Consider the following 23496-nt stretch of genomic DNA (forward strand, 5'->3'; position numbering starts at 1 on the left):
CTGACGCGGCGGTAGTCGGCGTAGTGGAAGGCCGCGGCAAGCGTGATGACCTCGTCGGGCAGTGTCAGCCCACCTGTGTGGGTCTCGCACGCGGCGAGCCGGACCTCATTGGTCCCGGGTGCCAGGCCCTCCCCACGGAGGGTCGGGGGTGGCCGCTATCGCCCGGCTGGGGAAGAGCAACGAACTCAGACTGGCTGCCGCTTCCGCGCCTGGGGGCGTCGGCGTTCGCAACGGTCAGGAATCACCGCTGTTTGCGGCTGCTGACAGCGTTCTTACCGGCACCCCAAGCCGGCGTGGGCCTGTGCGACGGCCCCGGGGTACCCATCCTTTCCCCCTCGAAGAACTTCCTTTCCCAGCGTTTGGGGCTGGCACGGATCACCGCGCGGGGGCCGGCGTCGCCTCAGCGGATTCTCGCCAAGGCCTTGTCCGGGTGGGCTGCGTGGACGTACCTGACGGCGGTGTGGGGGTGGATGCCGAAGACGCGGACGAGGTGAACAGGATCGGCGGTGTGTCTGGCTTCGTCGAGGACGCGGTCGCTCCACAGTTGCTTCGGCAGCATGCCGGTCTGGTCGAAGGCGGCCCTCAGTGCGCAGTAGCTCATGGGTGGCTGGGCGGGGTGGTGGGCGCAGTGGCTCGTGATGAGCAGGTGCGGGTTGTCCGAGGTGGGCCAGTTCTTGCGGCGCTCGGTGAGCCAGGCGGCGAGAAGGTGCAGAGTCAGCACGTCCAGGTGGACGACGTGCTGGTGGCCCTTGCCGCGCCGGATGCGCAGGGTGCGGCGGTGCAGATCGAGGTCGGCGAGTCTGAGCCGCGTGACTTCGAGAGGCCGCACTCCGTGGACCGCGACCAGGCCGACGGTGAGCCTGGCACGGGGGCCCTCGAGGCGGTCCAGGAGGCCGCGGAGCCGGTCGCTGGGCAGCGGGGTGGGGACGGGCACCGCGGTGGTCAGCGAGATTCCCAACGTCGGGTTGTGGAAGAGAACTTTCTCCTGCTTCAACGCGGCGAAGACGCTGCGCAGGACGTGGTGCAGCGCGCGGGCTTGGCTGACCTGACGCTGGTTGAGTTCGGTGCGGATGTGCTCGGCGGTGATCTGCCGCAGGTCCAGGCCGACGCTGGCCCATGCCTTGAGCACGGGCAGGGCGGTGCTGAGGTTGCGCCGGATACGGGCGTAGTCGGCAGCCCGGTGACAGCGTCGCCCCTGGCCGCGCATGACCCTCACCCATACATGGACCTGGGCGGCGAGCGGGCCGGGCAGCACGGTGAGCTTGGCGGCGATCGCGGCTTCGTGTCGCCGGTTGCGGCGTTCGCGGGCCAAGCTCGCTGACACGCTGGCCCCCCCGGCGTGGATCTCGCGTAGCGCATCTTCGTCCTGCTGGGCGGGGCCGGCGGGGCGAAGAAGACCCTGGCGTCGCAGGTACCCCAGAGCGCGCGCCGTTGCTGTCGGGGAGAACGTGGCGGACAGACCAAGGACATCCTCCACGCTGAACGGTGCCTCGGCGCCCAACCAGGCCTAGAGAATTCGCAGGACCCCGCACCTGCCGATGCGGGGCGCCGCGGGTCGGGAACCGGCGTCAGCGGCGCGAAGCCGGCCGGCAGTTGTGCCGCACGCTCGGTGAGGGCCGGAAGCTCGGTCGTACTCAGCCCGCGCAGCGCGGTCCACTCCCGCTCCATGGCGAACAGGGGCGGCTGCCCGGGATCGAGGAGCTGGCCGGACACCGGCGGGGACGTGCGGCTGGCACGGCGGCGGGAGACCTCCCGTGTTGCGGGACCGGACTGCTTGTGGGGCGTGAAGCCGAGGACTTCGGCCCGGGTGGCGAGCTGGTGGGCGAGCACGCCGGCGAAGGTCGTGAGTGGAGCCGTTCTCGCTGACTACGGTGAGCACGGACGTACCTTCCCGGCCGGTACTGCGAACGCCGGTCTTGCTCGGTGACCTATCGATCAATCACCCGGGAAGGTACGTCCTCCCCGGGCGATCCACAGGTTCTGAGCATTGCTCCTTCTCGTGCCATAGACCGCTATGGCCGGACCGGGGCCGTCGAGGTGGATGTGGGACTCGCTGGCGCTCACCCTCCGATCTGCCTGATGTCCGGCCGACGCGTGGCCTCAGCAGTCGTTCTGGGCCGTGCGTCCGGCGAAGCGGTCGCCGAACCAGTTGACGACGTCGCCGATCGCCTGGTTGTCGGTGAGCAGATGGTCGCCGGGGTAGGTTCGCCAAGCGGTGGTGATGCCGGCGCTGCAGTAGGCGGCGCGGGTCGCGTCCTCGGTGGAGGTGGGGATGACCTCGTCGAGCAGACCGCGGTACTGCAGCACCGGGAAGGGGATGCGGTAGCGGGCGGTGGTGGACGCGGGGCCCACGTCCACGCCGAGTTTCTGGGCATCCAGGACCTGGCCCCAGGTACGGCCGTCGGTACCGCGCTGCTGGTAGAGCTGGTCGAGGCTGAGCCCGTCCTTGGTGTAGTCGGCCAGCTTCTTGCCTGCGAGCGTGGCCGTGGTACCGGCCAGGCACAGGGACTTGGCGGATGTGACGGCCTTACGGCCGTCGTCGTTGAGCAGGGAGTCGAAGGGGAGCGCCTGGTAGGCCGCGTGGATCCCGATGGCTGCGTCGGCGAGGAAGCCGGAGAAGGCGCCGCCTTCCAGGGAGGCGGCGACGGTCTTGAGGTCGCCGGGGACACCGCCCGATGCGTCGCCGACGACATGCAGATCGGGGGCGTAAGCGGTGGCGAGCTGGGCGGCCCACAGGCTTGCCGCGCCGCCTTCGGAGTAGCCCCACAGTCCCACGCTGGTCTGCGGAGAGAGGCCGCTCGCTGGTAGCGCGGTGGCGGCCCGGGCGATGTCGAGCAGGGCGTGCCCGGCGTCGGTCCCGGAGACGTAGGGGTGTGTCTGTCCGTCGAGGTATCCGGCGCCGTCGGTGGCGGCGACCCCGTAGCCCGCCTTGAGCAGGGCGGCGATGTTGTCGCCTTCGTACTCGTCCTGGTAGGCCCCGGCGAGCTGCTTGGAGAACGCGCACTGGGGGCCCAGGCCCAGGGTGCCCGGGTTGAACGCGACGATCGGGCGGGTGCCTGGTCCGGTCCAGGGGGCCGCCGGAACGGCGACGGTGCCCGAGACGGCGATGGGCCGACCCTGGTTGTCGGTTGAGCTGTAGCGCACCTTCCACGCGGTCATGGAGATGTTGCCGGGCACCTGGGTGAGGGAGACTGGACGGCAGCTGAGGACGGTACCCGGAGTGGCGGCCACACTCGTGGGAGCGGCGTAGATGTCGGAGTCGGCCGCGTTGCAGGTGGGTGCGGCAGCCGCGTGCCCGGTGACGCCGTAGGCCGGGGACACCACGGTTCCGACGAGTGCCGCGGCCGTCGTGAGGGCGCTGAGCAGGAGTGATCTCTTCATCGCCAAGGGGCCTCTTTTCACGGAGAGAGCGATGTGGCCGGGGCTATTGACGCTAGGACCGCCACGACTTGACTGATAGTCAGGAGATGCGTGCCTTCTCCGTCTGCGCTGTGTCCTCGTGAAAAATCCGTGCCGTGCTCTTGCACGCACAGGGGTTGTTGTGGCCGCTGTCGTCGTCGGTGGTGGGCGGTAACCACAGCCCGGAGCGACGGGTCGTCCAGCTGACAGACAGCGCACCAGCCCGGGGACCGCGCCGCAGAGATCAGCGCCAGCCCTCCCCCACTCGCTTACTGTCGTGTTCACACGGCGGCGCCCTAATCTGCCCACCCCGACCGGTCCACGTGTTCTGCTCATCTCCTCAGCGACGCGGGAGCCATGCCCGGTCACGAGCGCCCACGATGTCCCGGTCTGTCAATGCGTCGTCGTTCGACCGGGGCGCTTTGGTGGCCGGTTCCATGTCCATGTGTGCCGAAGCGCGATAGTTGCCACCATCGGCGGCCACTGACGTGCGGCCCTGGTGCGATGAATCTGGATAGTCGTCAGCAGGTCAGCACGCTGCTTGTCACCAACAACGCGCAAAGCACCGTAGGTGTCACCGGCTCAGGTGGCCCGTCGGCCAGCTGAGCTGCACGGCGCTGTGAGAGGGAGGAATGAGAGTGCATAGGAGTCTTGGCATCACCTGAACGTGTGGCGGTGCGGCATCCCGGCCGGCCGGCGGCCATGGGCATGTTGGGCTGGGCACCGTGAGCGAGCGCAAGCCCCACAAGACCGACGTGAGCGACGATCAGTGGGCGCTGATCGAGCCTGTGATCGCCGCGTGGAAGGCCGCGCATCCGTCGGTCAGCGGCCATCAGGGCCGGTACGAGATGCGGCAGATCGTCAACGCGCTGCTCTACAGGGCCGGACCGGACCGGTTGCGGGGCGTTCGCAATCACCGATAGAAGTCAAGCGCGGTCGAGCGGCGGTTCTGCCACTCGGCCATACCCTCCCTCACCTTGTCGGTGATGGTGGAGACGGTCTGCTTGGACACCTCGGCGCCGTACACCTCGGCGAGATGAGCTGATATCTCCACGTGGGTAAGGCCCTTCGCGGACAAGGAGAGCACCATCTCATCGACGCCGATCAGACGCCGCTGCCGCTTCTCGACGCTCTGCGGCTCGAAACTGCCGGCGGTATCACGCGGCACCTTCACCTCGACCGGCCCGACGTCGGTCAGCACGGTCTTGGCACGGGTGCCGTTGCGGCTGTTGCCGTTGTTCTTCCCTGCCGGATCGTGCTTCTCATAACCGAGGTGATCGGTGATCTCGCCTTCCAGGGCGGCTTCCAGGACCCGTTTGGTCACCTGCAGCCCCTCCGACCGGCCCCGCTCCACCAGCCTCGCGACCAGCTGCTCGTCGGACACGGACGCAGGCTGCCCCCGAGGCTGCTATGTCGTGTCAAGCCGCTTGAGAGAGCTCATCTTCGTTCTGACTCCTTCGTTCGAGGATCTTGAAGATCTGGCGGCAGACGTTGCGTTTGAGGCATCGCTGGGCGTCACGGGAGCTCTTGCCCTCGCTGATCCGGCGAGCAACGTAGGCCTTCGTGGTGGGGTCCAGCCTCATCCTGATCAGAGTGATCGTGTGCATCGCCCGGTTCAGCTGGCGGTCGCCGCCCCGATTGAGTCGGTGCTTGTTCGTGAGGCCCGAGGAAGCCGGGATCGGGGCGACCCCGGCGAAGGATGCGAAGGCGGCCTCGGAGCGGAAGCGGCCCGGATGCGACCAGCTGACCAGGATCTGCGCTGCGGTGATCGGACCGACGCCGAGCAACGCCAGTAGCTCAGGCGCTTGTTGGCGGACGATCTGAAGAATCTCGTTCTCCAGATCGCGGGCCTCGACCTGCAGGTGGCGGACGCGCTGTGCGGTCGAGCGCAGGGCGCGAATAGTCATTCGGTGCTCGATGGACAGCGCGGGACGATCGTGAAGGCTGGCACAGCGGGTGATCTGCGCCGGCCGATTGAGTCGACGTAGTTCGGCACGGAGGTCGTCCGGCGCGGAGATGATCATCGCCTTGAGCTGGTTGATTGCCGCTGTGGAGGCGTGAACGGCGCCCTGCCGGGTGGCCAGCAGCACGCGCATCGCCTCGCGTGCTCCGCGCATGCGGGGCTGGATGACGTGCTCGGCGGCCAGGGCCTCGCGGGCTGCGCGGATGGCGTCGAGCATGTCCGTCTTGCGCCCGCCGCGGACCGGCGGGCGCTTGGGCCGGCAGACCTCGACGACGCGTTCGCCGGCGTCCTCGAGGAACGCGGCGAGGCCGGCGCCGAAGCTGCCGGTGCCTTCGAGTGCCCAGCAGCGGCGGTCAGGCACGTGCGAGAGGGCGAAGTCGAGAAGTCGCTGGTAGCCGCGGCCGTGGGCGGGTGCGTCGGTGGTCTCTAGGACGGCGCCGATGGGGCTGACGGCTGCTGCGGCAAGGGTGTCGCGGTGGGTGTCGACGCCGATGACGCCGTCGACCTGTTCTGCGAGCATGGTCACGCGGTTGTTCTCCTTCGGGCGGACGGGCCGTGGTCGGCGTCGGCCTGGGTGGAGTCACCACGTGGCGGAACTGTGATGAGTCACGCCGTGAGGCGGCGGACAAGCTGCTGATCAAGCCAACGGGTGGGCCAGGCCGACGCCCGCGTCCGACAGACATCTCGGGGGAACGGCAGCCCCTGACGGGGCGCCAGTTATTTTGCGAGTCATGCCGGATCACGAGCGCCGAGCCTGGCAGCAACCCATCCCGGGCCGCAGAAGAACTCTCACAGTTATCTTCTTCGCGGTCCTGCAAGAGGGCCGCTGGCCTCCGGGCCCGGCATGGCTGTTCCCCCCTGTCGAACAGATGACCTGGGGGGTGGTGCCACCGGGCCCGAGAGGCGCCGTTGGAGACGCTGATGAGTGCCTCTGTGTGTCAAGCGGCCGTAGGGAGGGCCTTGCGGCGGTCGCGTTTGAGGGTGCGATAGACCACGTTCGAGAGGCGCCGTTTGAGGGCCCTCCGTGCCTCCGCCGGTGTCTTGCCCTCGGCGATCTTGCGCAGGTAGTACTCCTGTCCACGGCCGCCGTCGCGGATCTGGCAGACAGCCACCATGTGCAGCACCGAGTTGAGGGCTCGGTTTCCTCCGGTGTTGAGTCGGTGGCGGGTGTTCTTTCCGCTGGAGGCGTCCAGTGGGGCAGTACCGGTATAGCTGGCGAAATGGTGCTCGGTAGGGAAGCGCGCGACGTCGCCCACGTGCCCGAGCAGCTTGGCGGCGATCACGGTGCCCAGTCCGGGCAGTGCGGTCAGCGCGGGGCGGGCGGCCGCCAGGGCGTCACGCATCTGGGCCTCGTTGTCACGGACCTGGCGGTCGACGCGTCGAAGATCCGCGAGAAGATCCCGGGCGAGATCGCGTCGGCAGGAGTCGGTGGCTGTGGCGGGACGGATGCCCTTCATGAGGGCTGCGGCCTTCTCGGCGGACAGGCGGGTGGGAGCCCCGCCCGGCAGCAGGTCTCGCAGGACGGCGTGGAGTCGGTTGATGATCCGAGTGCGTTCGTTGACGAGGTCGTCGTGGCGCTCGGTCAGCAGCCGCAGGATCGTCGACTGGTCCTCCGGTTCGACCGTGCGCAAGTCCTGCCGGAAGAGTGCGACCTGAGCGACATGAAGGGCGTCGGCGGCGTCGGTCTTGCGGTCCCCGCCGGTGGCCAGCAGCCGGGCCCGGGCGGAGAGGGTGGACGGAACGTCCACCACCTTCTCCCCGGCAGCGGCCAGCTGCTGGGCAAGGCTGCGGCCCAGGCCGCGGGCGCCTTCGACGGCGAAGCGCCGCTCGGGCCACGTCTCGCACCAGCGCATGAGCTGACGGACGGTCCCGGCGTTGACAACGAAGCGCCGCTGGGCCAGTTGATGCCCGGCGGCATCGACGGCAACGGCGGTGTGAGAGGACTTGTGGGGATCGATACCGATGGTGATCACGGGCACCCTGACCAGGTCGCAACGGGATGGGACGGGTGCGGTGGGCACTCTGACTTGAAGTCTCAGCGTCCATTGGTCACGCCTCTGTCGAGCCACACCGCGCGGGTGCCGGCCAGCGGCGGCAAACTCATCATGAGCCAGCCCGAATTGGGGCGGCATGAGGTCACGCGAGCCCATGCTGACCGGCACCCTGGACGCTACGGCTGCAGACCGTGCGTCTGGGTCCGATTCAACAAGTCAGAGGTCCGACTACCGCCCGGCCGAGCGCAATGCCCGGCCGTACACGGGCGACAGGTCTGCATAACGTGGATGCGCGCACGACGCCAACGCCCAGGCCAGCACCGCACGCCCCGTTCGGGAGGACGGCTTGAACGAGTACGACGAGACAGGCGTCTTCCTGGGCCTGGGTGTCGGGAAGAGCGCTCACCACGGCCACGGACTCACCCCGGCTGGCAAGAAGGTCTTCGACAAGCAGCTGCCCAACACCGAACCGAAGCTGAGGCAGGTCTTCGACAAGCTCCGCGAGAAGTTCGGCACCGTCCTGGTCGTCGTGGACCAGCCGGCCTCCATCGGCGCTCTGCCGCTGACGGTGGCCCGCGACACGGGCTGCCAGGTCGCCTACCTGCCGGGCCTGTCGATGCGGCGGATCGCTGACCTCTACCCGGGCGAGGCGAAGACCGACGCCCGCGACGCGGCCGTCATCGCGGACGCCGCCCGCACCATGCCGCACACCCTGCGCTCGCTTCAGCTGACCGACGAGATCACCGCCGAGCTCACCGTCCTCGTCGGCTTCGACCAGGACCTGGCGGCCGAGGCCACCCGCACCAGCAACCGCATCCGGGGCCTGCTCACCCAGTTCCACCCCTCCCTGGAACGGGTCCTGGGCCCACGTCTGGATCACCAGGCGGTCACCTGGCTGCTGGAACGCTACGGATCCCCGGCCGCGCTGCGAAAGGCCGGACGCCGCAGGCTGGTCGAGGTAATCCGGCCCAAAGCCCCGCGCATGGCAAAGCGGCTGATCGACGACGTCTTCGAGGCGCTCGACGAGCAGACCGTCGTGGTCCCGGGCACCGGCACCCTGGATGTCGTGATCCCGTCGCTGACCCGCTCGCTCGGCGCCGTTCGCGAACAAAGACGGGCGGCAGAAGCCCAGATCACAGCCCTGCTGGAGGACCACCCTCTTTCCAAGGTCCTGACGTCGCTGCCCGGCGTCGGCGTCAGGACCGCCGCCGCACTGCTGGTCACCGTCGGCGACGGCACCAGCTTCCCCACCGCCGCCCACCTCGCCTCCTACGCCGGCCTCGCCCCGACCACAAAGTCGTCCGGGACCTCGATCCATGGCGAACACGCACCCAGAGGCGGCAACCGGCAGCTCAAACGCGCGATGTTCCTCTCCGCGTTCGCCGCCCTGCACGATCCCGCCTCCCGCACCTACTACGACCGATGCCGGGCCCGCGGAAAGACCCACACCCAGGCACTCCTCCGCCTCGCCCGGCAACGCATCAACGTGCTGTTCGCGATGCTCCGCGACGGCACCTTCTACGAACCCCGAACCCCCCGCCTCGCTTGACGAAAGACATAGAGGCACCCCCCCACGGGGCACTCTCGACAGGCTCCACGGTCTCCAACTCCACGGCGATGCCGGTCACTTGACGTCTCTCCATGATCGTCGGATCCGCCGTCAGATTTACACTCCCCGATGTTCCTCCTCGACCCGGCCGGCAACGCCCTGGAGTTCAAGGCTTTCGCCGACGACTCACAGGTCTTCGCTGCTTCCTGACAAGGATCGACGGGGTGGCCGGCCAACGCGTGTGTGCGGGTGGCCGATAGAGCCCCCGCACACACGACCTCTTCTTCTTGAGCTGCTACGGCTGCGGCTGCAGCGTGGAGTTCTCCTGTGCCGTTGGCGCGGGCTTTCGCGCGGCCCGGCGGGCACGGCGTTGTGTGCGGCGCTCGCGGCGGGTCTCGACCATTGTGTAGAGGGTCGGGATGAGCACCAGGGTGAGCAGGGTGGAGCTGAAGAGGCCACCGATGACCACCACGGCTAGCGGCGTGGAGATGAAGCCGCCCGAGTCGGTGATGCCGAGGGCCATCGGCAGGAGCGCAAAGATGGTCGCCAACGCGGTCATCAAGATCGGGCGGAGCCGGCGTCGTCCGCCCTCGCGCACGGCCTCCTGGACGCTCATGCCCTGGGCTCGGTACTGATTGACGAGGTCCATCAGCACGATGGCGTTGGTGACCACGATCCCGATGAGCATCAGCATGCCGATCAGCGCCGCCACGCCCAGCGGAGTGTTGGTGATGCGCAGCAGGGCGAACGCACCCGTGAAGGCGAATGGGATGGAGGCCAGCAGCACCAGGGTCTGGCGGATGCTGCGGAAGACTCCGACCAACAGAAGGAAGACGATCGCGATCGCGGCCAGGATGGCCAAGCCGAGCTGGCTGAAGGCACTGCCCTGACTGGCTGTCACGCCCCCCATCTCGTAGGTCACGCCGGACGGCAGGTCGAGCTTGTCGATCGCCTGCTGCACCTTCGCACTGGCAGTGCCTGTGCTGTCTCCGGCCGGGGTGGCGGTGACAGCGGCGTCACCGGAACCATCGACGCGCTGGCGCTTGGTGGGTGCCTGGGTCTGCGTGACCGTGGCGACCTTGTCGAGCCGGACCTCCCCGTGAGATGTCGAGATCTTCAGCGCCTCAAGGCCGCTGACACTGTTCGGTGCGGTGGAGGTGGTCTTGACGAGCACGTCGCGTGCCGAGCCGTCGACGGTGATCTGCGTGACGGTGCTGCCTTGCACAGCCTCGCTCACGGCTGAGGCAATGCTCGTGTCGGTCAGTCCGTACGAGGCAGCTTCCTCACCCTTGGCCCGGATGCTGATCTGTGGTGACTGCGTGGAGAGATCGCTGCTGACGTCGGTGACCTCTTTGAGGCCCTTGAGCGCGTTCTCGATCTTGTCGGTGGCGGTCTTGAGGTTCGCGTCGTCGTCGGACTTCACATCGACCTGGATGGAGTTGTTGGACCCGAAGCCGCTGTTGGATCCGACCGTCAGGTCGCCGGCGCCCTTGAGGGCGTGGAACCTGTCCCGCAGTGTGTCCTCGACTGCCGACGAATCAGCCCCGTCCTTGACGGCGATGCTGTACGAGGCGCTGTTGGCGCTGCTGCCGCCGCCCATGACGGCGAAGCCGCCCGAGGAGCCGATGGTGACCTGGTAGGAGTCAACCCCGTCGACAGCGGAGATGACCTTCTCAACCTTCTTGGCTGCGGCGTCGGTAGCCTGCAAGCTGCTGCCTTCGGGCAGGGTCTGGGTAACGCTCACGGAGTTCGAGCCGGAGTCGCCGAGGAAGCTCGTCTTGAGGCCTGCAGTCAGGCTGAACGTGAAGACGAGCAGGGCGGCCGCGATGCCCAGGACGGATTTGCGGTGGCCAATGGCCCAGTCGATGACGGGGACGTACGCCCGTTGCAGGGTGCCGCTTCGTTCCTCCTCCTCAACCTTCCTGCGGAACTCCTCGGGGTCGGCGGCCTCGGCTTCCTTCGGTGGCTTGAGGAACCAGTAGGCGAGCGCGGGCACGATAGTGAGCGAGACAAGCAGGGATGCCAGCATCGCCGCCACGACGGTGATCGAGAACGGTCCGAACAACTCCCCGACCAGGCCGCTGACCAGGGCTATGGGCACGAACACCGCCACCGTGGTGAGAGTGGAGAGAGTGACCGCGGTGGATACCTCGCGCACCGCCGTCAGGATGGCGGTGCGCTTGTCCTCGCCGTAGCCGAGGTGGCGTTTGATGTTCTCCAGGACCACGATCGAGTCGTCGACGACCCGCCCGACCGCCAGGGTCAGGCCTCCGAGGGTGAGGACGTTGAGCGAGTAGTCCTTCGTCCACAGCGCGATCAGCGCGATGAGCAGGGACAACGGGATCGAGACGGCCGTGACCAGGGTGGAGCGGACGGAGCGCAGGAAGACGACGATCACGACGACCGCCATCAGCAGACCGAGCAGGCCCTCCTCGAACAGGCCGACGACGGCCTGCCGAACCTGCGGGCCGTTGTCGGAGACCACGGTTATCCGCGAATGGTGGCCGAGGTCCTTCTCCAGGCCGGACAGCTTCCCGCGGACGTCCTGGGAGATGGACGACGAACTGCCGTCCTGGTCCATCGTGATTGCTACGCCGAGGCTCTCCTTGCCGTTGGTCCTGGTGAGCGTGGTGGCGTCGGAGTCCTTGAGCTCGACCGTCGCTACATCCTTGAGCTGCACCGGGCTGGAGGAACCGGAACCCGTGGAACCCGTGGTCGAGGACGTGCCTGCCGCGGCGCCGCCGGGACCACTCGCCCCCGAGGCGCTGCCGGCGCCGGTCTCCGCGCTCAGCCACAGGTCCTTGACCTGCTGTACGGAGGTCAGGGCACCGCCGATCTGGATGCTGAGCGACTTCTTGTCGGAGTTCACGGATCCGCCGGGCGAGGTGGAGCCGTTCGACGTCAGCGCGCTCTTGATCGACTGGACGGTCAGGCCGGCGTCCTGAAGTTTGCCGGAGTCCGGGGTGATGACGACATTCCGGTCGCGTTCACCGGTGACCGTGGCTTGGTTGACCCCGTCGACGGCCTTCAGCTCCGGGACAACCTTGTCCTCGAGCACCTTCGCCAGGTCCTGCTGATCCTCGTCGGAGGTGACGGCCAGCGTCATGGTCGGTTGGTCGTCGCTGCTGCCCTTCTGGACCTCGGGGTCGATGTTGTCGGGCAGGCTCGCGGAGCTCTTCGAGAGCGCCTGCTGGACGTCGTTCGCCTTGGTGTCGACATCAGCGTCGTAGTCGAACTGCAGCTGGACGGAGGCCGAGCCCTGCCTCGACGTGGAGGTCACCGTTTCGACCCCGTCGACGCTTTTGACGGCGTCCTCGATCGGCTTGACGACCTGGTCCTCCACCACCTGCGGCGAGGCTCCCGCATAGGTGGCGGTCACGGTGACCGCGGGGAAGGAGATGTTAGGGATCAGCTGCTGTTTGAGGGACGAGGCGGCGTACGCCCCGAAGGCAACGACGATGATCGTGATCAATGCGGCCAACTTGCGGTTGGCCAGACTGATCCGAGACAGCCAGGACATCGAGACAGGTCTCATTTCTGGGAATGGACGGAGTCGTGCGAGTCGCCTCATGGCCGAATTCGCCTGGCCTCCGGCGACCTGCCCCAGCCTCTCTCGCGTCCGGTCGCCCGGTCGTCAGCCACCCGCGGTGCTTTGCGCCTACCGCGGGCGCGTTATGCATACAGCCGCCTACCGCGTTCGGGGGCCGGACGCGGTATCAGAGCATGTCGCCCGGCTGCACCAATCCGCTCTCGTAGGCGATCGTCACAAGCTGCGCCCGCTCACTGACACCGATCTTGGTCATGGCCCGGTTGACATGCGTCTTGACGGTGTGTCGGCTCAACTGCAGTCGCTCGGAGATGTCGTCATTGGTCAGGCCGCTCGCCACCAGGACCAACATCTCGCGCTCTCGTGGCGTGAGTTCCGCCAAGCGCTCAGTCTCCTTCGCCCAGTTGCGCGGGGCGTGAGCCTGGAAACGGCCCATGAGGGCGGCCGTTGCCGCTGCTGACAGCATGGGCTCGCCGGCCGCGACGGTCTCGATCGCCGCCAGCAGGTCCTCCGGGTCGGCGCCCTTGCCGATGAAACCCCTCGCTCCCGCCCGGACCGCCTCCGCAACGTACTCGTCGATCTCGAACGTGGTCAGGACCAGCACCTTCACTTCGCCGAGGGCGGGATCAGCTGTGATGGTCCGAGTGGCTTCGATGCCGTCGGTTCCGGGCATCCGGATGTCCATGAGGACCACGTCCGCGCCCTGAGCCCGTACGAGCTCGACCGCCTCGGCACCGTCCGCTGCCTCGCCGGCCACCTCCATGCCCGGAGTGTTGTCGACAAGCCGTCTGAGCATGCCGCGCAGCAGCGCCTGATCGTCCGCCAGCAGGACCCGGATCGTCATCGGGCGCCCTCGTTCCTCACTCGTTCACGTTCCGTGCTCTGCGCGCTGCTCAACGGCAACCATGCCTCCACGACGAATCCGCCGCCGGGGCGTGGGCCGATCACCGTGCTTCCCCCCACTGCGGCGGCTCGCTCGCGCATGCTGATCAGGCCGCGACCCGTGCTGTCGCCTTCGCTCTGGGGCCGTAGAGGGTCACCGTCGTTCTCCACGGTGACGTGCAGCACGTCGTGGCTGTAGCGCAGCCGTACCCCGGCAGCGTCCACGCCCGCGTGCTTGCGCACGTTGGTCAGCGCTTCCTGCACGATCCGATAGGCCGCCACATCCACCGCAGACGGTGTCGCCCGTTCCGGTCCGTCACGGTCCACGTCCACGCGCAGGCCGGCTCGGTCGAAAGAGATCACGAGATCCTCCAGCCGAACGAGTCCTGGGCTCGGTTCGCGTGGCGCCACCGCGTCCCCGGGTTGGCTCAGGAGTCCCACGATGGAACGCAGCTCGCCGAGCGCGCCCTTCGAACCGTCCCTGATGGCCTCAAGGAGCTCGGCCATCTGAACCGGATCGTTCCTTCCGACATGGACGCCGATCCCAGCCTGGGCGTTGATCAGCGTGAGTTCGTGCGCGACGACGTCGTGAAGTTCCCTGGCGATCCGCATTCGTTCACCGGCCACGCGGCGGGCGGCCTCCTCCTCGCGCGTCCGTTCGGCTCGTTCTGCCCTTTCCTCAAGGGCCCGGACGTAGGCGCGGCGGTTACGGACCGAGTCGCCGACGACTGTGGCCAGCCCCATCCACGCGACGGCTCCCACGCGCTGTGGCCCCAGCAACGGGCCTGGCTGGAAGAACGCGGCCGCCAGGGCCATGGCGGTCACCGTGAGGGCAGCAGCGGTCCATGCCTGACGCCGACCGGAGTGCAGCGCGACCGTGTACAGGGCGACCATGAGCGGCGGCAGCGCGGGAAAGAACGGGCCCCCACAGGCCTGGTAGGCCACGGACAACCCGGAGACCGTCACAAGCACGCCGAGCGCACTGCGACCTCGGGCCGGCAACGCGATGCTCGCCAGACAGGCGAATGCAATGTCCAGCAGGCTGGGCCACTGGGGAAAGCGGTTGGGATCGCCGCACGCGGTCACCAAAGATGCCATGGCCACGTAGCCGACGAGGCGCGCCTCTCCTGGTCGGTTTCGGACCGCCGCGCGGCCAAGTTGGCCGATCGTTCGCATATGAACAGCGTAGGCAGCGCCACGACGGCGGCTCGTCACCCAGCTGCGGCATCCGTCTCTACTGCGGTGGCGGTATGCCTGGCAGCCCGGGCGAGTCATGAGCTTCACATCTTGCGTAGTCCGCAAAGTTTGCAGAATATGCAAGAATTGCGGCATGGCATCCCCAGGTGAAGGTCTGCGCGACCGACGGCGCCGCGAGACACGGCGTGAAATCCACACAGCCGCCTTGCGGCTTGCCCGGAAACACGGCTTCGGCAAGGTCACGGTCGACATGATCAGCGCGGAGGCCGGGGTCTCACCCCGCACCTTCTTCAACTACTTCCCTAACAAGGAGGAGGCCCTGCTGCTGGGGCCGAAGGAGGTGCCCCCGGCCCTGGCCGCGGAGTTTGTCGCGGCCGGCGTCGCATCTCCCCGGACCGTGCTCGCGGATGTGACCCAACTGCTCGTGCGGGAGATGACCGACAACCCGCCCGAGCGGGCGCTGATGCACGACGTGTTCGCGCTGGCGGACAGCCATCCCCCCGTACTGGCCGCGATGTTGGCACGTATCGACGGCTTTCAGCGGTCCATCGCCGACGTGGTCGCCCAACGGATGGGGCAGCGGCCGGACGACGAGGTGCCGAGCCTGATCGCCGCCGTCGCGCTGACCGCGGTGCGCAGCGGTCTGGAGCGCTGGGCGCGTGCAGTACCGGGAAGCGCCACGGACGACTCTCCGATTCCGTACGTGGAACGCGCCTTGGATCTCCTGCACGCCCTGTCGGCCGACTGAGCCCGTCCTTGTGCGACGTTCCCCCATCGAATTGAGGAACCCTTCATGAGTGGACCGACCCCGGCGGAGAAGGAGGAGCAGGGCTCCTCCGGGATTCCGCAACACTTCGGCCTGATATTTGCGGGCCTGATGACCGCGATGCTGCTCGCCACGCTTGACCAGACCATCGTCAGCACCGCGCTGCCGACCATCGTCGGTGAACTGCACGGCGTGAACCACATGGCCTGGGTGACCACCGCGTACATCCTCGCCGCCACCATCGCCATGCCCGTATACGGCCGCCTCGGCGATCTGATGGGCCGCAAGACACTCTTCCTCGGCGCCATCGCTGTCTTCATCGTCGGCTCCGCAACCGCGGGAATGGCGCAGAACATGACCGTTCTGATCATCGGCCGTGCCGTGCAGGGTCTCGGTGGCGGAGGCCTGATGATCACGTCGCAGGCCATCATCGCCGACCTGGTGCCGCCGCGCCAACGCGCCAAGTACATGGCTCCGATGGGCGCCGTCTTCGGGCTGGCCTCGGTCGTCGGGCCGTTGCTCGGCGGCTGGTTCACCGATGGCATCGGCTGGCGCTGGGCCTTCTGGATCAACCTGCCGCTCGGCGCGCTCGCCCTCACAGTCGCAGCGTTCGCGCTGCGCCTACCCCGCCGTAGCACCAGGGTCGCGATCGACTACGTCGGTATCGCGCTGATGGCCGCCGCCGTCACCTGCACCGTACTCGTCGCCGACTGGGGCGGCACTGACTACGCCTGGACCGACCCGCTCGTCCTCGGCCTCGCCGTCGGCGCCGTCGTGGCCTGGGCCCTGTTTTTGTTCTCCCAGAGCCGCGTGGCTGAACCGATCATCCCGCTGCGGCTGTTCAGTAACCGGATCTTCAGCATCGCCACCCTGCTCGGCATGGTCGTCATCGGTGTCGGGATGTTCGCAGCCGTCGGCTACATGCCGACCTACCTGCAGATGGTGTACGGCAAGACCGCGACCGAGTCCGGACTGCTGCTTATCCCCATGGTCGTCGGCATCATGGCCACTGCCCTCCCGTCGGGCCAGCTGATCAGCAGGACTGGACGCTACAAGATCTACCCGATCCTCGGCACCGCGGTCGTCGGCGTCACCGTACTGCTCATGTCCACGCTCGACACCAGCACCTCGATCGTTGTCGTCTGTGGCTACCTGTTCCTGTTGGGCGCGGGTGTTGGCCTGATCGTGCAGAACCTCGTCTTGGCTGTGCAGAACGCCTTCCCGCCGAGTGACGTCGGCACAGCCACCTCCGCCAACAACTTCTTCCGCGAGATCGGAGCCACCCTGGGCACCGCCGCAGTCGGCGCCGTGTTCACCCACCGCCTGACTGACCAGCTCGCCGATCGACTCTCCACTGCGGACGCCAAGGTGGTGGGATCCACCGACTCATTGACGCCGACTCTCGTCCACGCTCTGCCGGACAAGGTGCAGAACGCCGTGATCCTTGCCTATCAGCAGGCATTGACCCCGGTGTTCCGATACATGGCGCCGTTGTTCGCCCTGGGCCTCGTACTCGCTTTTCTCCTCCCGGAGAAGAAGCTGGGCGGCAGCAATGGGCCCAAAATGGATCAGGCGATTCCGGGCGGCGGTGACTGCGAGCCCGAGGCTGGAGCAGCGGCCATGACACGGAAATGAAGCTGCAGAGCGGAGTGACCGCCCGGCGCACCGTTGAAGAGGCGTCGCTGAGTTCGACCAGGGCCCGTTGGCCGGAGCTTCCTGTAGCGGTCGCCATCCAGTGGGACGACGGCGCGATCACCGTGAAATACCTGTGGTCTGGATGGGCCCAAGAAGAAGGGCCCTGGTCGCTCCCGTCCATTCGCCGGCACTTACTGAGCGTTTGGTCCTGTCTCGGCCGAGTTGGTGCTGTTTCCAGAGCCCTGCAACGCAGGGGCTACTGTGCTTGCTGCGGCAGTCGACGCGCCCGCGACCCCTGGGGATCGTTTCAACGCGCTCTCCTGCTGATCTTCCTGCTGCCGCGCTACCCGCGCGTCGATCAGGCCGCGGCCAAGGACGAGAGCTCTGCACCAGCCCCGGCGGCAGGAGCCCAGCCGACGGCGGACCGCCCCGGAGCCGCCCGCCGCCGGCGCCTGACAACCCTCGGCGCAGCCATGACGCGGCGTGGCCGACGGTCTGTCGGAACGTCGGACGCCCGCACCGGCGCGAGCACCGCGCATCACCTCTGGCACCCGAAGGCACCGACTCATCAACGGCCCTGCCCGAAGTCGGCTGCGGGGAGGAGCAGGCGAAAAGTGCAGCCCTCGCCCGGGACGGTATCGAGTTCGAGACGGCCGCCGTGGCCCTGGGCGATGGCCGCGGCGATGGCGAGACCGAGGCCGCTCCCGCCGTGGCTGCGGGAACGGGCGGGGTCGGCCCGGTAGAAGCGCTCGAAGACGTGCTCGGCGTCGACGGGGGCGAGGCCCGGTCCTTCGTCCGCCACCTCGATCACGCTGACCGGGAGGCGCTCCGGGAGCGGCGGCGAGGCGGAGGTGCGTCCCGGCCGGTCGGTGCCGCCCGTTCCGGGTCCGGTCTCTGTCGTGCCCACCCGTACGTGGACCCGGGTGCCCGGCGGCGTGTGGACGCGGGCGTTGGACAGCAGGTTCTCCAGGATCTGGCCCAGTCGGCGCGGGTCGCCTACGGTCTCGGCCACGTCGAGTTCCTCGGTGCCGCCCGGATCTGCCGGAGTGGGCAACGGGCCGAGGTCGACGGGATGGGACTGACTGTGGACGGCGGCCGCGCTCACCGCGTCCGCCGCGAGCGAGAGCAGGTCGACCCGTTCTTTTCGGTAGGAGGGTTCGCGGTCCAGGGTGGCGAGCAGTTGGAGGTCGTCGACGAGCAGGCTCATGCGCTCCGCGTTCTGCGCGATGAACCGGTTGGCCTCCCGCAGCTCACGCTCCGGGCGCCGCTCCGGACGCAGCGCGAGCTGGGCGTAGCCCTGGATGGCGGTGAGCGGAGTGCGCAGTTCGTGCCCGGCGTCCGCGACGAACCGGCGCAACCGTGCCTCGGAAGCCTCTCGGGCCAGCAGGGCGGTCTGCAGTTTGTCGAGCATGGAGTTCAGCACCCGGCCGAGCCGTCCGATCTCGGTGCGCGGGTCGGTGTCCGGCAGCCGCAGGTCGAGCCGGCCCGCGGTGATGTCCTGGGCAGTACGTTCCGTCCTGGTCAGTGGCAGCAGCCCCAGCCTGACCACCCACCGGCCCAGGGCGAGCAGGCCGGCGATCGTGACAGCGAGCAGCACGGCGTTCAGCCACAACAGCTTCGAGGTGGCGCCGTCGACGGTGTCGAGCGGCAGGGCGACCACCGCGCTCATGCCGTCCGGGCCGGGATTGACCAACACCCGCCAGCGGCCGTCACCGCTGACGGCGGACACGGTTTCCGGGTGCCCGTCCCGCAAGCCGAGGTCCTGCGCCTGATCGGCCAGCCGAGGCCCCGGCTTTGCCTCCGTGCCGAGGGAGTTGTTCAGGCGATGCCCGGAGGAGTCGTAGAAGTAGACGTGGAAATCCGACGGCAGTACGTCCGGGCGCTCGGCCGGCGCGGGGAAAGCGCCACGGAGGGCGTCGTAGAAGGCCGGGGCCGGGGGGTGGAACTCCACCAGCTGCTGGTCGACGCGATCGAGCAGCCAGGAGCGGAGCACCACGTAGCCGATGGCCTGGGAGATCAGGACCGCCGCCGTGGCAAGGACAGTGACACCGAGGATCAGTCGTCGTCGCAGTGAGCCGGGCGGCCGGGGCAGGCGGGGGATCACTCCTCCGGCATCCCCTCGTGCTCGCGGGGCAGCCGCAGGCAGTAGCCGACGCCGCGCACGGTCTGGATGAGCGGCGGCTCGAAGCAGTCGATCTTCCTGCGCAGGTAGCGGACGTACGTCTCGATGATCCTGGCGTCACCGGCGAAGTCGTAGCTCCAGACGTGGTCGAGGATCTGGACCTTGCTCACCACCTGGCCGGCGTTGGACAGGAGGTAGGCCAGGAGCTTGAACTCGGTCGGGGACAGGGCGATGTACTGTCCCGCGCGGTGCACCTCGTGAGCGCCCTCGTCGAGTTCGAGGTCGGCGTAGCGCAGGACGCTCGGTGGTGGCAGTGCCGCGTCCACCGGTGCCGTGCGGCGCAGGATGGCCTCGATGCGCAGCAGCACCTCCTCGATGCTGAACGGTTTGGAGACGTAGTCGTCCCCGCCGACGCTCAGGCCCTGGATGCGGTCGTCGGTGCCGGTGCGGGCGGTCAGGAACAGGATCGGACACTCGTCACCCGCCGCCCGCAGCCTGCGGGTCACCTCGAAGCCGTCCAGGTCCGGCAGCATCACGTCGAGCAGCACCAGGTGCGGTCGCAGGCGTTCGACCTCGACGAGGGCGGACTGTCCGGTGTCGGTGCTGCTCACCTCGTACCCGGTCAGGCGGAGCGTCGCCTCCAGCAGGGTGCGGATGCTGGGCTCGTCCTCGACCACGAGAAGCCGATGTCGAGGACGAGTCGTTGCGGACTGCTCGGTCATGACGTGATGCTGGTCCGTTCTCCCGGGTGGTCCCCGTTGCTCCGGCGTCGCCTATTTGGCGGCGCAGTCGTAGAGCACGTCGGCTCCTGCTCCGAAGCCCATCGCGCTACCGCTGCTCTCCTTCGACGACGTGCCGCCGTACGCCGATGCCGGAACCTTGGTGCAGTTGTCGGCGATCCAGTCGGAACGCTGCTTGCTGTAGTTAGCCGACCCGGTCATGCCCGGCCTGCCGCCGCTGTTCCTGTCGGAGCCCAGGACATAGCGTAGTTCCCCGCTCTTCGTCCACTCCTTCAACTCGTCCACCGACGGCGCGTTGTCGCCGCTGGTGAAACCGCCCATGCCGATGACGGTCTCGTCGGAGCCCAGGATGAAGGAGCTGGCCGCCATGGCACCGCCTTCGACGGCGAGCTTGATGCGGGCCTGGGGTGCGTGCTCCACGGCGTAGTCGAGGATCTTGCGCTGCTCGCTGGTGAGTTCCCCGCCCCCGAAGCCACCGCGTCCGCTGGGGGCCTTCCCGGAACCGCCGCCGGGGAACGACGGCATGCCGCTGTCTCCCGAAGTCGAGCCTCCGGACATGCCGGGCATGCCGTTCGCTCCCCCTGTGGGCATACCGGACGGCATGCCTGACGGCATTCCCGAAGGAACATCGCCGGAGGAGGGCTGGCCGGACTGTCCCGAAGGGGCGTCACCACCAGGGAAGCCCGACGGCATCCCCGACGACGGAAGGTCGCCGTCGTTCCCGCTCTGCCGGGGCATCCGGCCGCCCCCGCCGAACGTCATCGGACCGGCCGTCGGGTTGGAGCCGCCCATCGCGGATGTCGAGCCCGGTACGCTGACCGCCCACGCTCCCGGGGCCACCAGGACCGACGCGACGGCGGCACCCACGGCGACCGTCAGCAGCCGGCCGCGCCGCCGCGCGAGGAGCAGCAGGACGACCGCGGCGCAGCCGAGCAGCAGGACCGGCCATACCAGCCAGCCGTTCCAGTCGGAGTCGCGGCGGACCACTGCCACGGCCCAGACCGCGCTGACCACGACCGCGGCCACGCCCACCAGGGGCGCCCAGCGCACGCCGGCACGGTGGACACGGACCAGGGTGGCGGTCAGTCCGCCGCACAGGGCGGCGATCGCCGGAGCGAGTTGGGTGGTGTAGTAGGGGTGGAAGATGCCCTTCTGTGTCGAGTACACGGCCGCGCAGACCACCAGCCAGGTTCCCCACAGCAGCCAGCCGGAGGCCGGCAGCAGGGCGTCGGCGGACAGCGTGCCGCGTCGGCGCATCACCACGCCGGCCAGGGCGACGGTCAAGGCCAGTGCGCTGACCGGCAGCAGCCAGCTGATCTGGCCGCCCACCTGCGCGTTGAACAACCGGCCCAGGCCGGACGCGCCACCGAACCCGCCGCCGAACCCGCCCATGGTCTGGGACGACCCGTCGCTCGAGCCGAAGACCCGGCCCAGCCCGTTGTAGCCGATGACGAGATCCCAGGCCGAGCCGTCCTTGCTGCCGCCGATGTAGGGGCGGTCGCCCGGCCACAGGGCGACCATGGCGACCCACCACAAGGAGGACGCCGCCAGGATGGCCCCCGCGCCCAGCAGACGCCGCACTCGCGGTATCCAGGGGCCGCTTCCTCCCACGAGCCAGGCGAGAGTGAACGCGGGAATGACCATCCAGGCGGCGAGCATTTTGGTGAGGAATCCGCACCCGATCAGGAAGCCGCTCGCACACAGCCACCAGGTCTCGGTCCTGCCCTCGGCCTGCAACGCGCGGGTGAGCGCGTACGCCGCGGACACCAGCAGCAGGACGAGCAGCGTGTCGGGGTTGTTGTCCCGGTTGATGGCCACGGTGATGGGCGTGAGAGTGAGCACCAGAGCGGCGACCAGCGCCGCCCCCTCCCCCGCCCAGCGCCGCACGGTGCGGTGCAGGACGAGGACCGCGGCCACGCCCTCGATCATCTGCGGCAGCACCAGCGCCCAGCCGTGCAGCCCGAAGATCTTGCTGCTGATCACCTGCGGCCACAGCGCGGCCGGCGGTTTGTCGACCGTGACCACCCCGGCCGGGTCGTACGAGCCGAAGAGGAAGTTGGTCCAGCCCTTCCCCATCGATTTCACGGCCGCGGAGTAATAGCTGTTGGCCCATTCCAGAGAGCCCAGTGACCAGCCGTACAGGACGGCCGCGAGCACGAGGATCGCTCCGAGTGCGGCCGGTGCAGCCCAGGCAGGCAGCGAGCGGACGAACGCAGGCGAATCGTCGGGTGTTGAGGCGGCCGTTACGGGCTTGAGGTGCGTGGGATTGCTCATGTCGGAAGTCGCTCTCGTCAACGGGTACGGCGGGGGGCGCTGGTGAAGACGGCCAGCCGCAGCACGGCGAAGCGCACGCAGGTGACCACCACGGATGCCGTGGCGAGGACCGCGGTCTCAGCGGCTGTCGAGGCCCCGGGATCGAGCCACTTGAACCACAGCACCGCGCCGGAGGTGACCAGGTACCCCAGGACGAACAGGCCCCCGGCGCCCAAGTGCGCTCGCGCGGGCGGAGCAGTGGAGTACCGGAAGGTGAGGCGTCGGTTCGCCTCCGTGTTGAGGACGGCGAGGACGAACAGCGAGACCAGGTTGGCGACGGCCGGGCTCCACCAACCGCGCAGCAGCCAGTAAAGCAGCGCCTGCCCGACCGTGGAGACGACACCGATCGCCAGGAAGCAGCCGACCTCCCACGACAACGCGCCACGCCGGGTGGTGGGTGCGAGGACCGCGTCGGGGTGCTCGGCGGCCGGTGCGGGGCGAGACGGTACGTCGACCCGGGCGCCGCCGGATGCCTTGAGCCGCGTCATCCGCCACAGCCCGCGCAGGTCGTCCGTGGCGGTGCCCACAATGTCCACCCGGGTGTCCACGTCCTCGACCCAGTCGACGGGGACCTCGTGGACCCGCAGTCCGTTGTGCTCGGCGAGCAGCAGCAGCTCGGTGTCGAAGAACCACGCGTCATCGCGGGCCACCTGCAACAAGGGCCGCAGCACCTCGGTGCGGGCCGCCTTGAATCCGCATTGGGCGTCGGTGAACCGGACGCCGTGCGTGAGCCGGATGATGCCGTTGTAGCAGCGGGAGATGAACTCGCGGCGCGGGCCGCGCACCGTGCGCGACCCAGGTGCCAGCCGGGAACCGATGGCGAGGTCCGAGTGACCGCTGGCCAGGGGGGCGACCAGCGGCAGCAGCCCGTCGAGGCCGGTGGACAGGTCCACGTCCATGTACGCGACGATGTCCGCGTCGCTGGCGCCCCAGACGGTGCGCAGGGCGAGCCCGCGGCCCTTGCGGTCGAGGTGGACGACGCCGACGCCCGGCAGTTCGTCGGCGAGGCGACGGGCGGTGGCGAGGGTCTCGTCGGTGCTGGCGTTGTCGGCGACCGTGATCCGCCAGGGGAAGGGGAAGTCCGCCGCCAGTCGGGCGTGGAGTGTGCGCAGGCAGCCGGGCAGGGCGCGTTCCTCGTTGTAGACCGGAACGACGATGTCGACCGTCGCGGTACCGGCCTGTGCATGAAGGGACCGCTCGACCTGCTGGAACGGGGCCAAGCGCTCCGGGCGGGCAGTGGTCTCGGTGAGATGGGGGGTGGGAGTCATGGCTTCCTCAGGCGTGAGGGGACGGCAGACTGCGGCTCTGAGGCCCAGGTCCGGGCCGCGGCCTCACTGTTGCCGCCCCGCCTGTGGAGGCGGGGAAAGAACGCTGAGAACTGACAGAGAG

Annotated in this window: 14 protein-coding genes and 2 pseudogenes; 4 read left to right on the forward strand and 12 right to left on the reverse strand. The window is 68.6% G+C overall.

Going from position 1 to position 23496, the window contains the following annotated elements:
* Positions 1 to 400 precede the first annotated feature (400 nt).
* Both SCAB_RS06755 and SCAB_RS06760 read right to left on the reverse strand, forming a co-directional pair.
* Positions 401 to 1324: a tyrosine-type recombinase/integrase gene (locus SCAB_RS06755; RefSeq protein ID WP_148274186.1), complete on the reverse strand. Its 924-nt coding sequence runs from the start codon at positions 1322 to 1324 to the stop codon at positions 401 to 403.
* A 776-nt stretch (positions 1325 to 2100) separates the two neighbouring features.
* Positions 2101 to 3381, reverse strand: a complete 1281-nt coding sequence (locus SCAB_RS06760) for a lipase family protein (protein ID WP_012999305.1) — start codon at positions 3379 to 3381, stop codon at positions 2101 to 2103.
* Between the two features lie 743 nt (positions 3382 to 4124).
* Here SCAB_RS06760 and SCAB_RS06765 point away from each other — a divergent pair.
* Positions 4125 to 4280, forward strand: a pseudogene (locus SCAB_RS06765) (transposase); the annotation flags it as partial.
* A gap of 62 nt (positions 4281 to 4342) precedes the next feature.
* Here SCAB_RS06765 and SCAB_RS06770 read toward each other — a convergent pair.
* The 3 genes and pseudogenes from SCAB_RS06770 to SCAB_RS06780 all read right to left on the reverse strand — a co-directional run.
* A pseudogene (locus SCAB_RS06770) lies at positions 4343 to 4783 on the reverse strand (transposase); the annotation flags it as partial.
* Between the two features lie 34 nt (positions 4784 to 4817).
* Entirely contained in the window at positions 4818 to 5888 is a 1071-nt protein-coding gene (locus SCAB_RS06775; RefSeq protein WP_012999308.1) for an IS110 family RNA-guided transposase, read from the reverse strand.
* Positions 5889 to 6300: 412 nt separating this feature from the next.
* Positions 6301 to 7335 (reverse strand): IS110 family RNA-guided transposase, encoded by a 1035-nt coding sequence (locus tag SCAB_RS06780; RefSeq protein WP_037724140.1) that lies wholly within the window; start codon positions 7333 to 7335, stop codon positions 6301 to 6303.
* Positions 7336 to 7702: 367 nt separating this feature from the next.
* Here SCAB_RS06780 and SCAB_RS06785 point away from each other — a divergent pair, with 367 nt between their 5' ends.
* The gene (locus SCAB_RS06785) at positions 7703 to 8905 is read left to right on the forward strand and encodes an IS110 family RNA-guided transposase (protein WP_012999310.1); all 1203 of its coding nucleotides are present in this window, start codon (positions 7703 to 7705) and stop codon (positions 8903 to 8905) included.
* Between the two features lie 295 nt (positions 8906 to 9200).
* On the opposite strand, the gene SCAB_RS06790 is transcribed toward SCAB_RS06785, so the two are convergent.
* The 3 genes from SCAB_RS06790 to SCAB_RS06800 form a co-directional block, all read right to left on the reverse strand.
* Positions 9201 to 12425, reverse strand: a complete 3225-nt coding sequence (locus SCAB_RS06790; RefSeq protein ID WP_012999311.1) for an efflux RND transporter permease subunit — start codon at positions 12423 to 12425, stop codon at positions 9201 to 9203.
* 196 nt (positions 12426 to 12621) lie between these two features.
* Positions 12622 to 13296: a response regulator transcription factor gene (locus SCAB_RS06795; RefSeq protein ID WP_012999312.1), complete on the reverse strand. Its 675-nt coding sequence runs from the start codon at positions 13294 to 13296 to the stop codon at positions 12622 to 12624.
* Entirely contained in the window at positions 13293 to 14510 is a 1218-nt protein-coding gene (locus SCAB_RS06800; protein WP_158512224.1) for a sensor histidine kinase, read from the reverse strand. The genes SCAB_RS06795 and SCAB_RS06800 overlap by 4 nt, the downstream gene beginning before the upstream one ends.
* A 226-nt stretch (positions 14511 to 14736) precedes the next feature.
* Here SCAB_RS06800 and SCAB_RS06805 point away from each other — a divergent pair, with 226 nt between their 5' ends.
* Both SCAB_RS06805 and SCAB_RS06810 read left to right on the forward strand, forming a co-directional pair.
* Complete coding sequence (locus SCAB_RS06805) at positions 14737 to 15279, forward strand: acyl-CoA-like ligand-binding transcription factor (RefSeq protein WP_012999314.1); 543 nt, start codon at positions 14737 to 14739, stop codon at positions 15277 to 15279.
* Between the two features lie 45 nt (positions 15280 to 15324).
* Positions 15325 to 16932, forward strand: a complete 1608-nt coding sequence (locus SCAB_RS06810) for an MDR family MFS transporter (protein WP_012999315.1) — start codon at positions 15325 to 15327, stop codon at positions 16930 to 16932.
* A gap of 568 nt (positions 16933 to 17500) precedes the next feature.
* Here the strand turns inward: SCAB_RS06810 and SCAB_RS06815 are convergent.
* From SCAB_RS06815 to SCAB_RS06830, 4 genes are read right to left on the reverse strand one after another with little or no spacing between them, the layout of a single operon-like run.
* Entirely contained in the window at positions 17501 to 19036 is a 1536-nt protein-coding gene (locus tag SCAB_RS06815; protein ID WP_012999316.1) for a sensor histidine kinase, read from the reverse strand.
* Entirely contained in the window at positions 19033 to 19776 is a 744-nt protein-coding gene (locus SCAB_RS06820) for a response regulator transcription factor (protein ID WP_012999317.1), read from the reverse strand. Before SCAB_RS06820 ends, SCAB_RS06815 begins: the two co-directional genes overlap by 4 nt.
* A gap of 51 nt (positions 19777 to 19827) precedes the next feature.
* On the reverse strand, positions 19828 to 22068 hold the full coding sequence (locus SCAB_RS06825; RefSeq protein WP_037724136.1) for an ArnT family glycosyltransferase: 2241 nt from the start codon (positions 22066 to 22068) through the stop codon (positions 19828 to 19830).
* A gap of 17 nt (positions 22069 to 22085) precedes the next feature.
* Positions 22086 to 23375: a bifunctional glycosyltransferase family 2/GtrA family protein gene (locus SCAB_RS06830; protein ID WP_012999319.1), complete on the reverse strand. Its 1290-nt coding sequence runs from the start codon at positions 23373 to 23375 to the stop codon at positions 22086 to 22088.
* Between the last annotated feature and the right edge of the window lie 121 nt (positions 23376 to 23496).

This window comes from Streptomyces scabiei 87.22, assembly GCF_000091305.1.
GTDB lineage: Bacteria > Actinomycetota > Actinomycetes > Streptomycetales > Streptomycetaceae > Streptomyces > Streptomyces scabiei.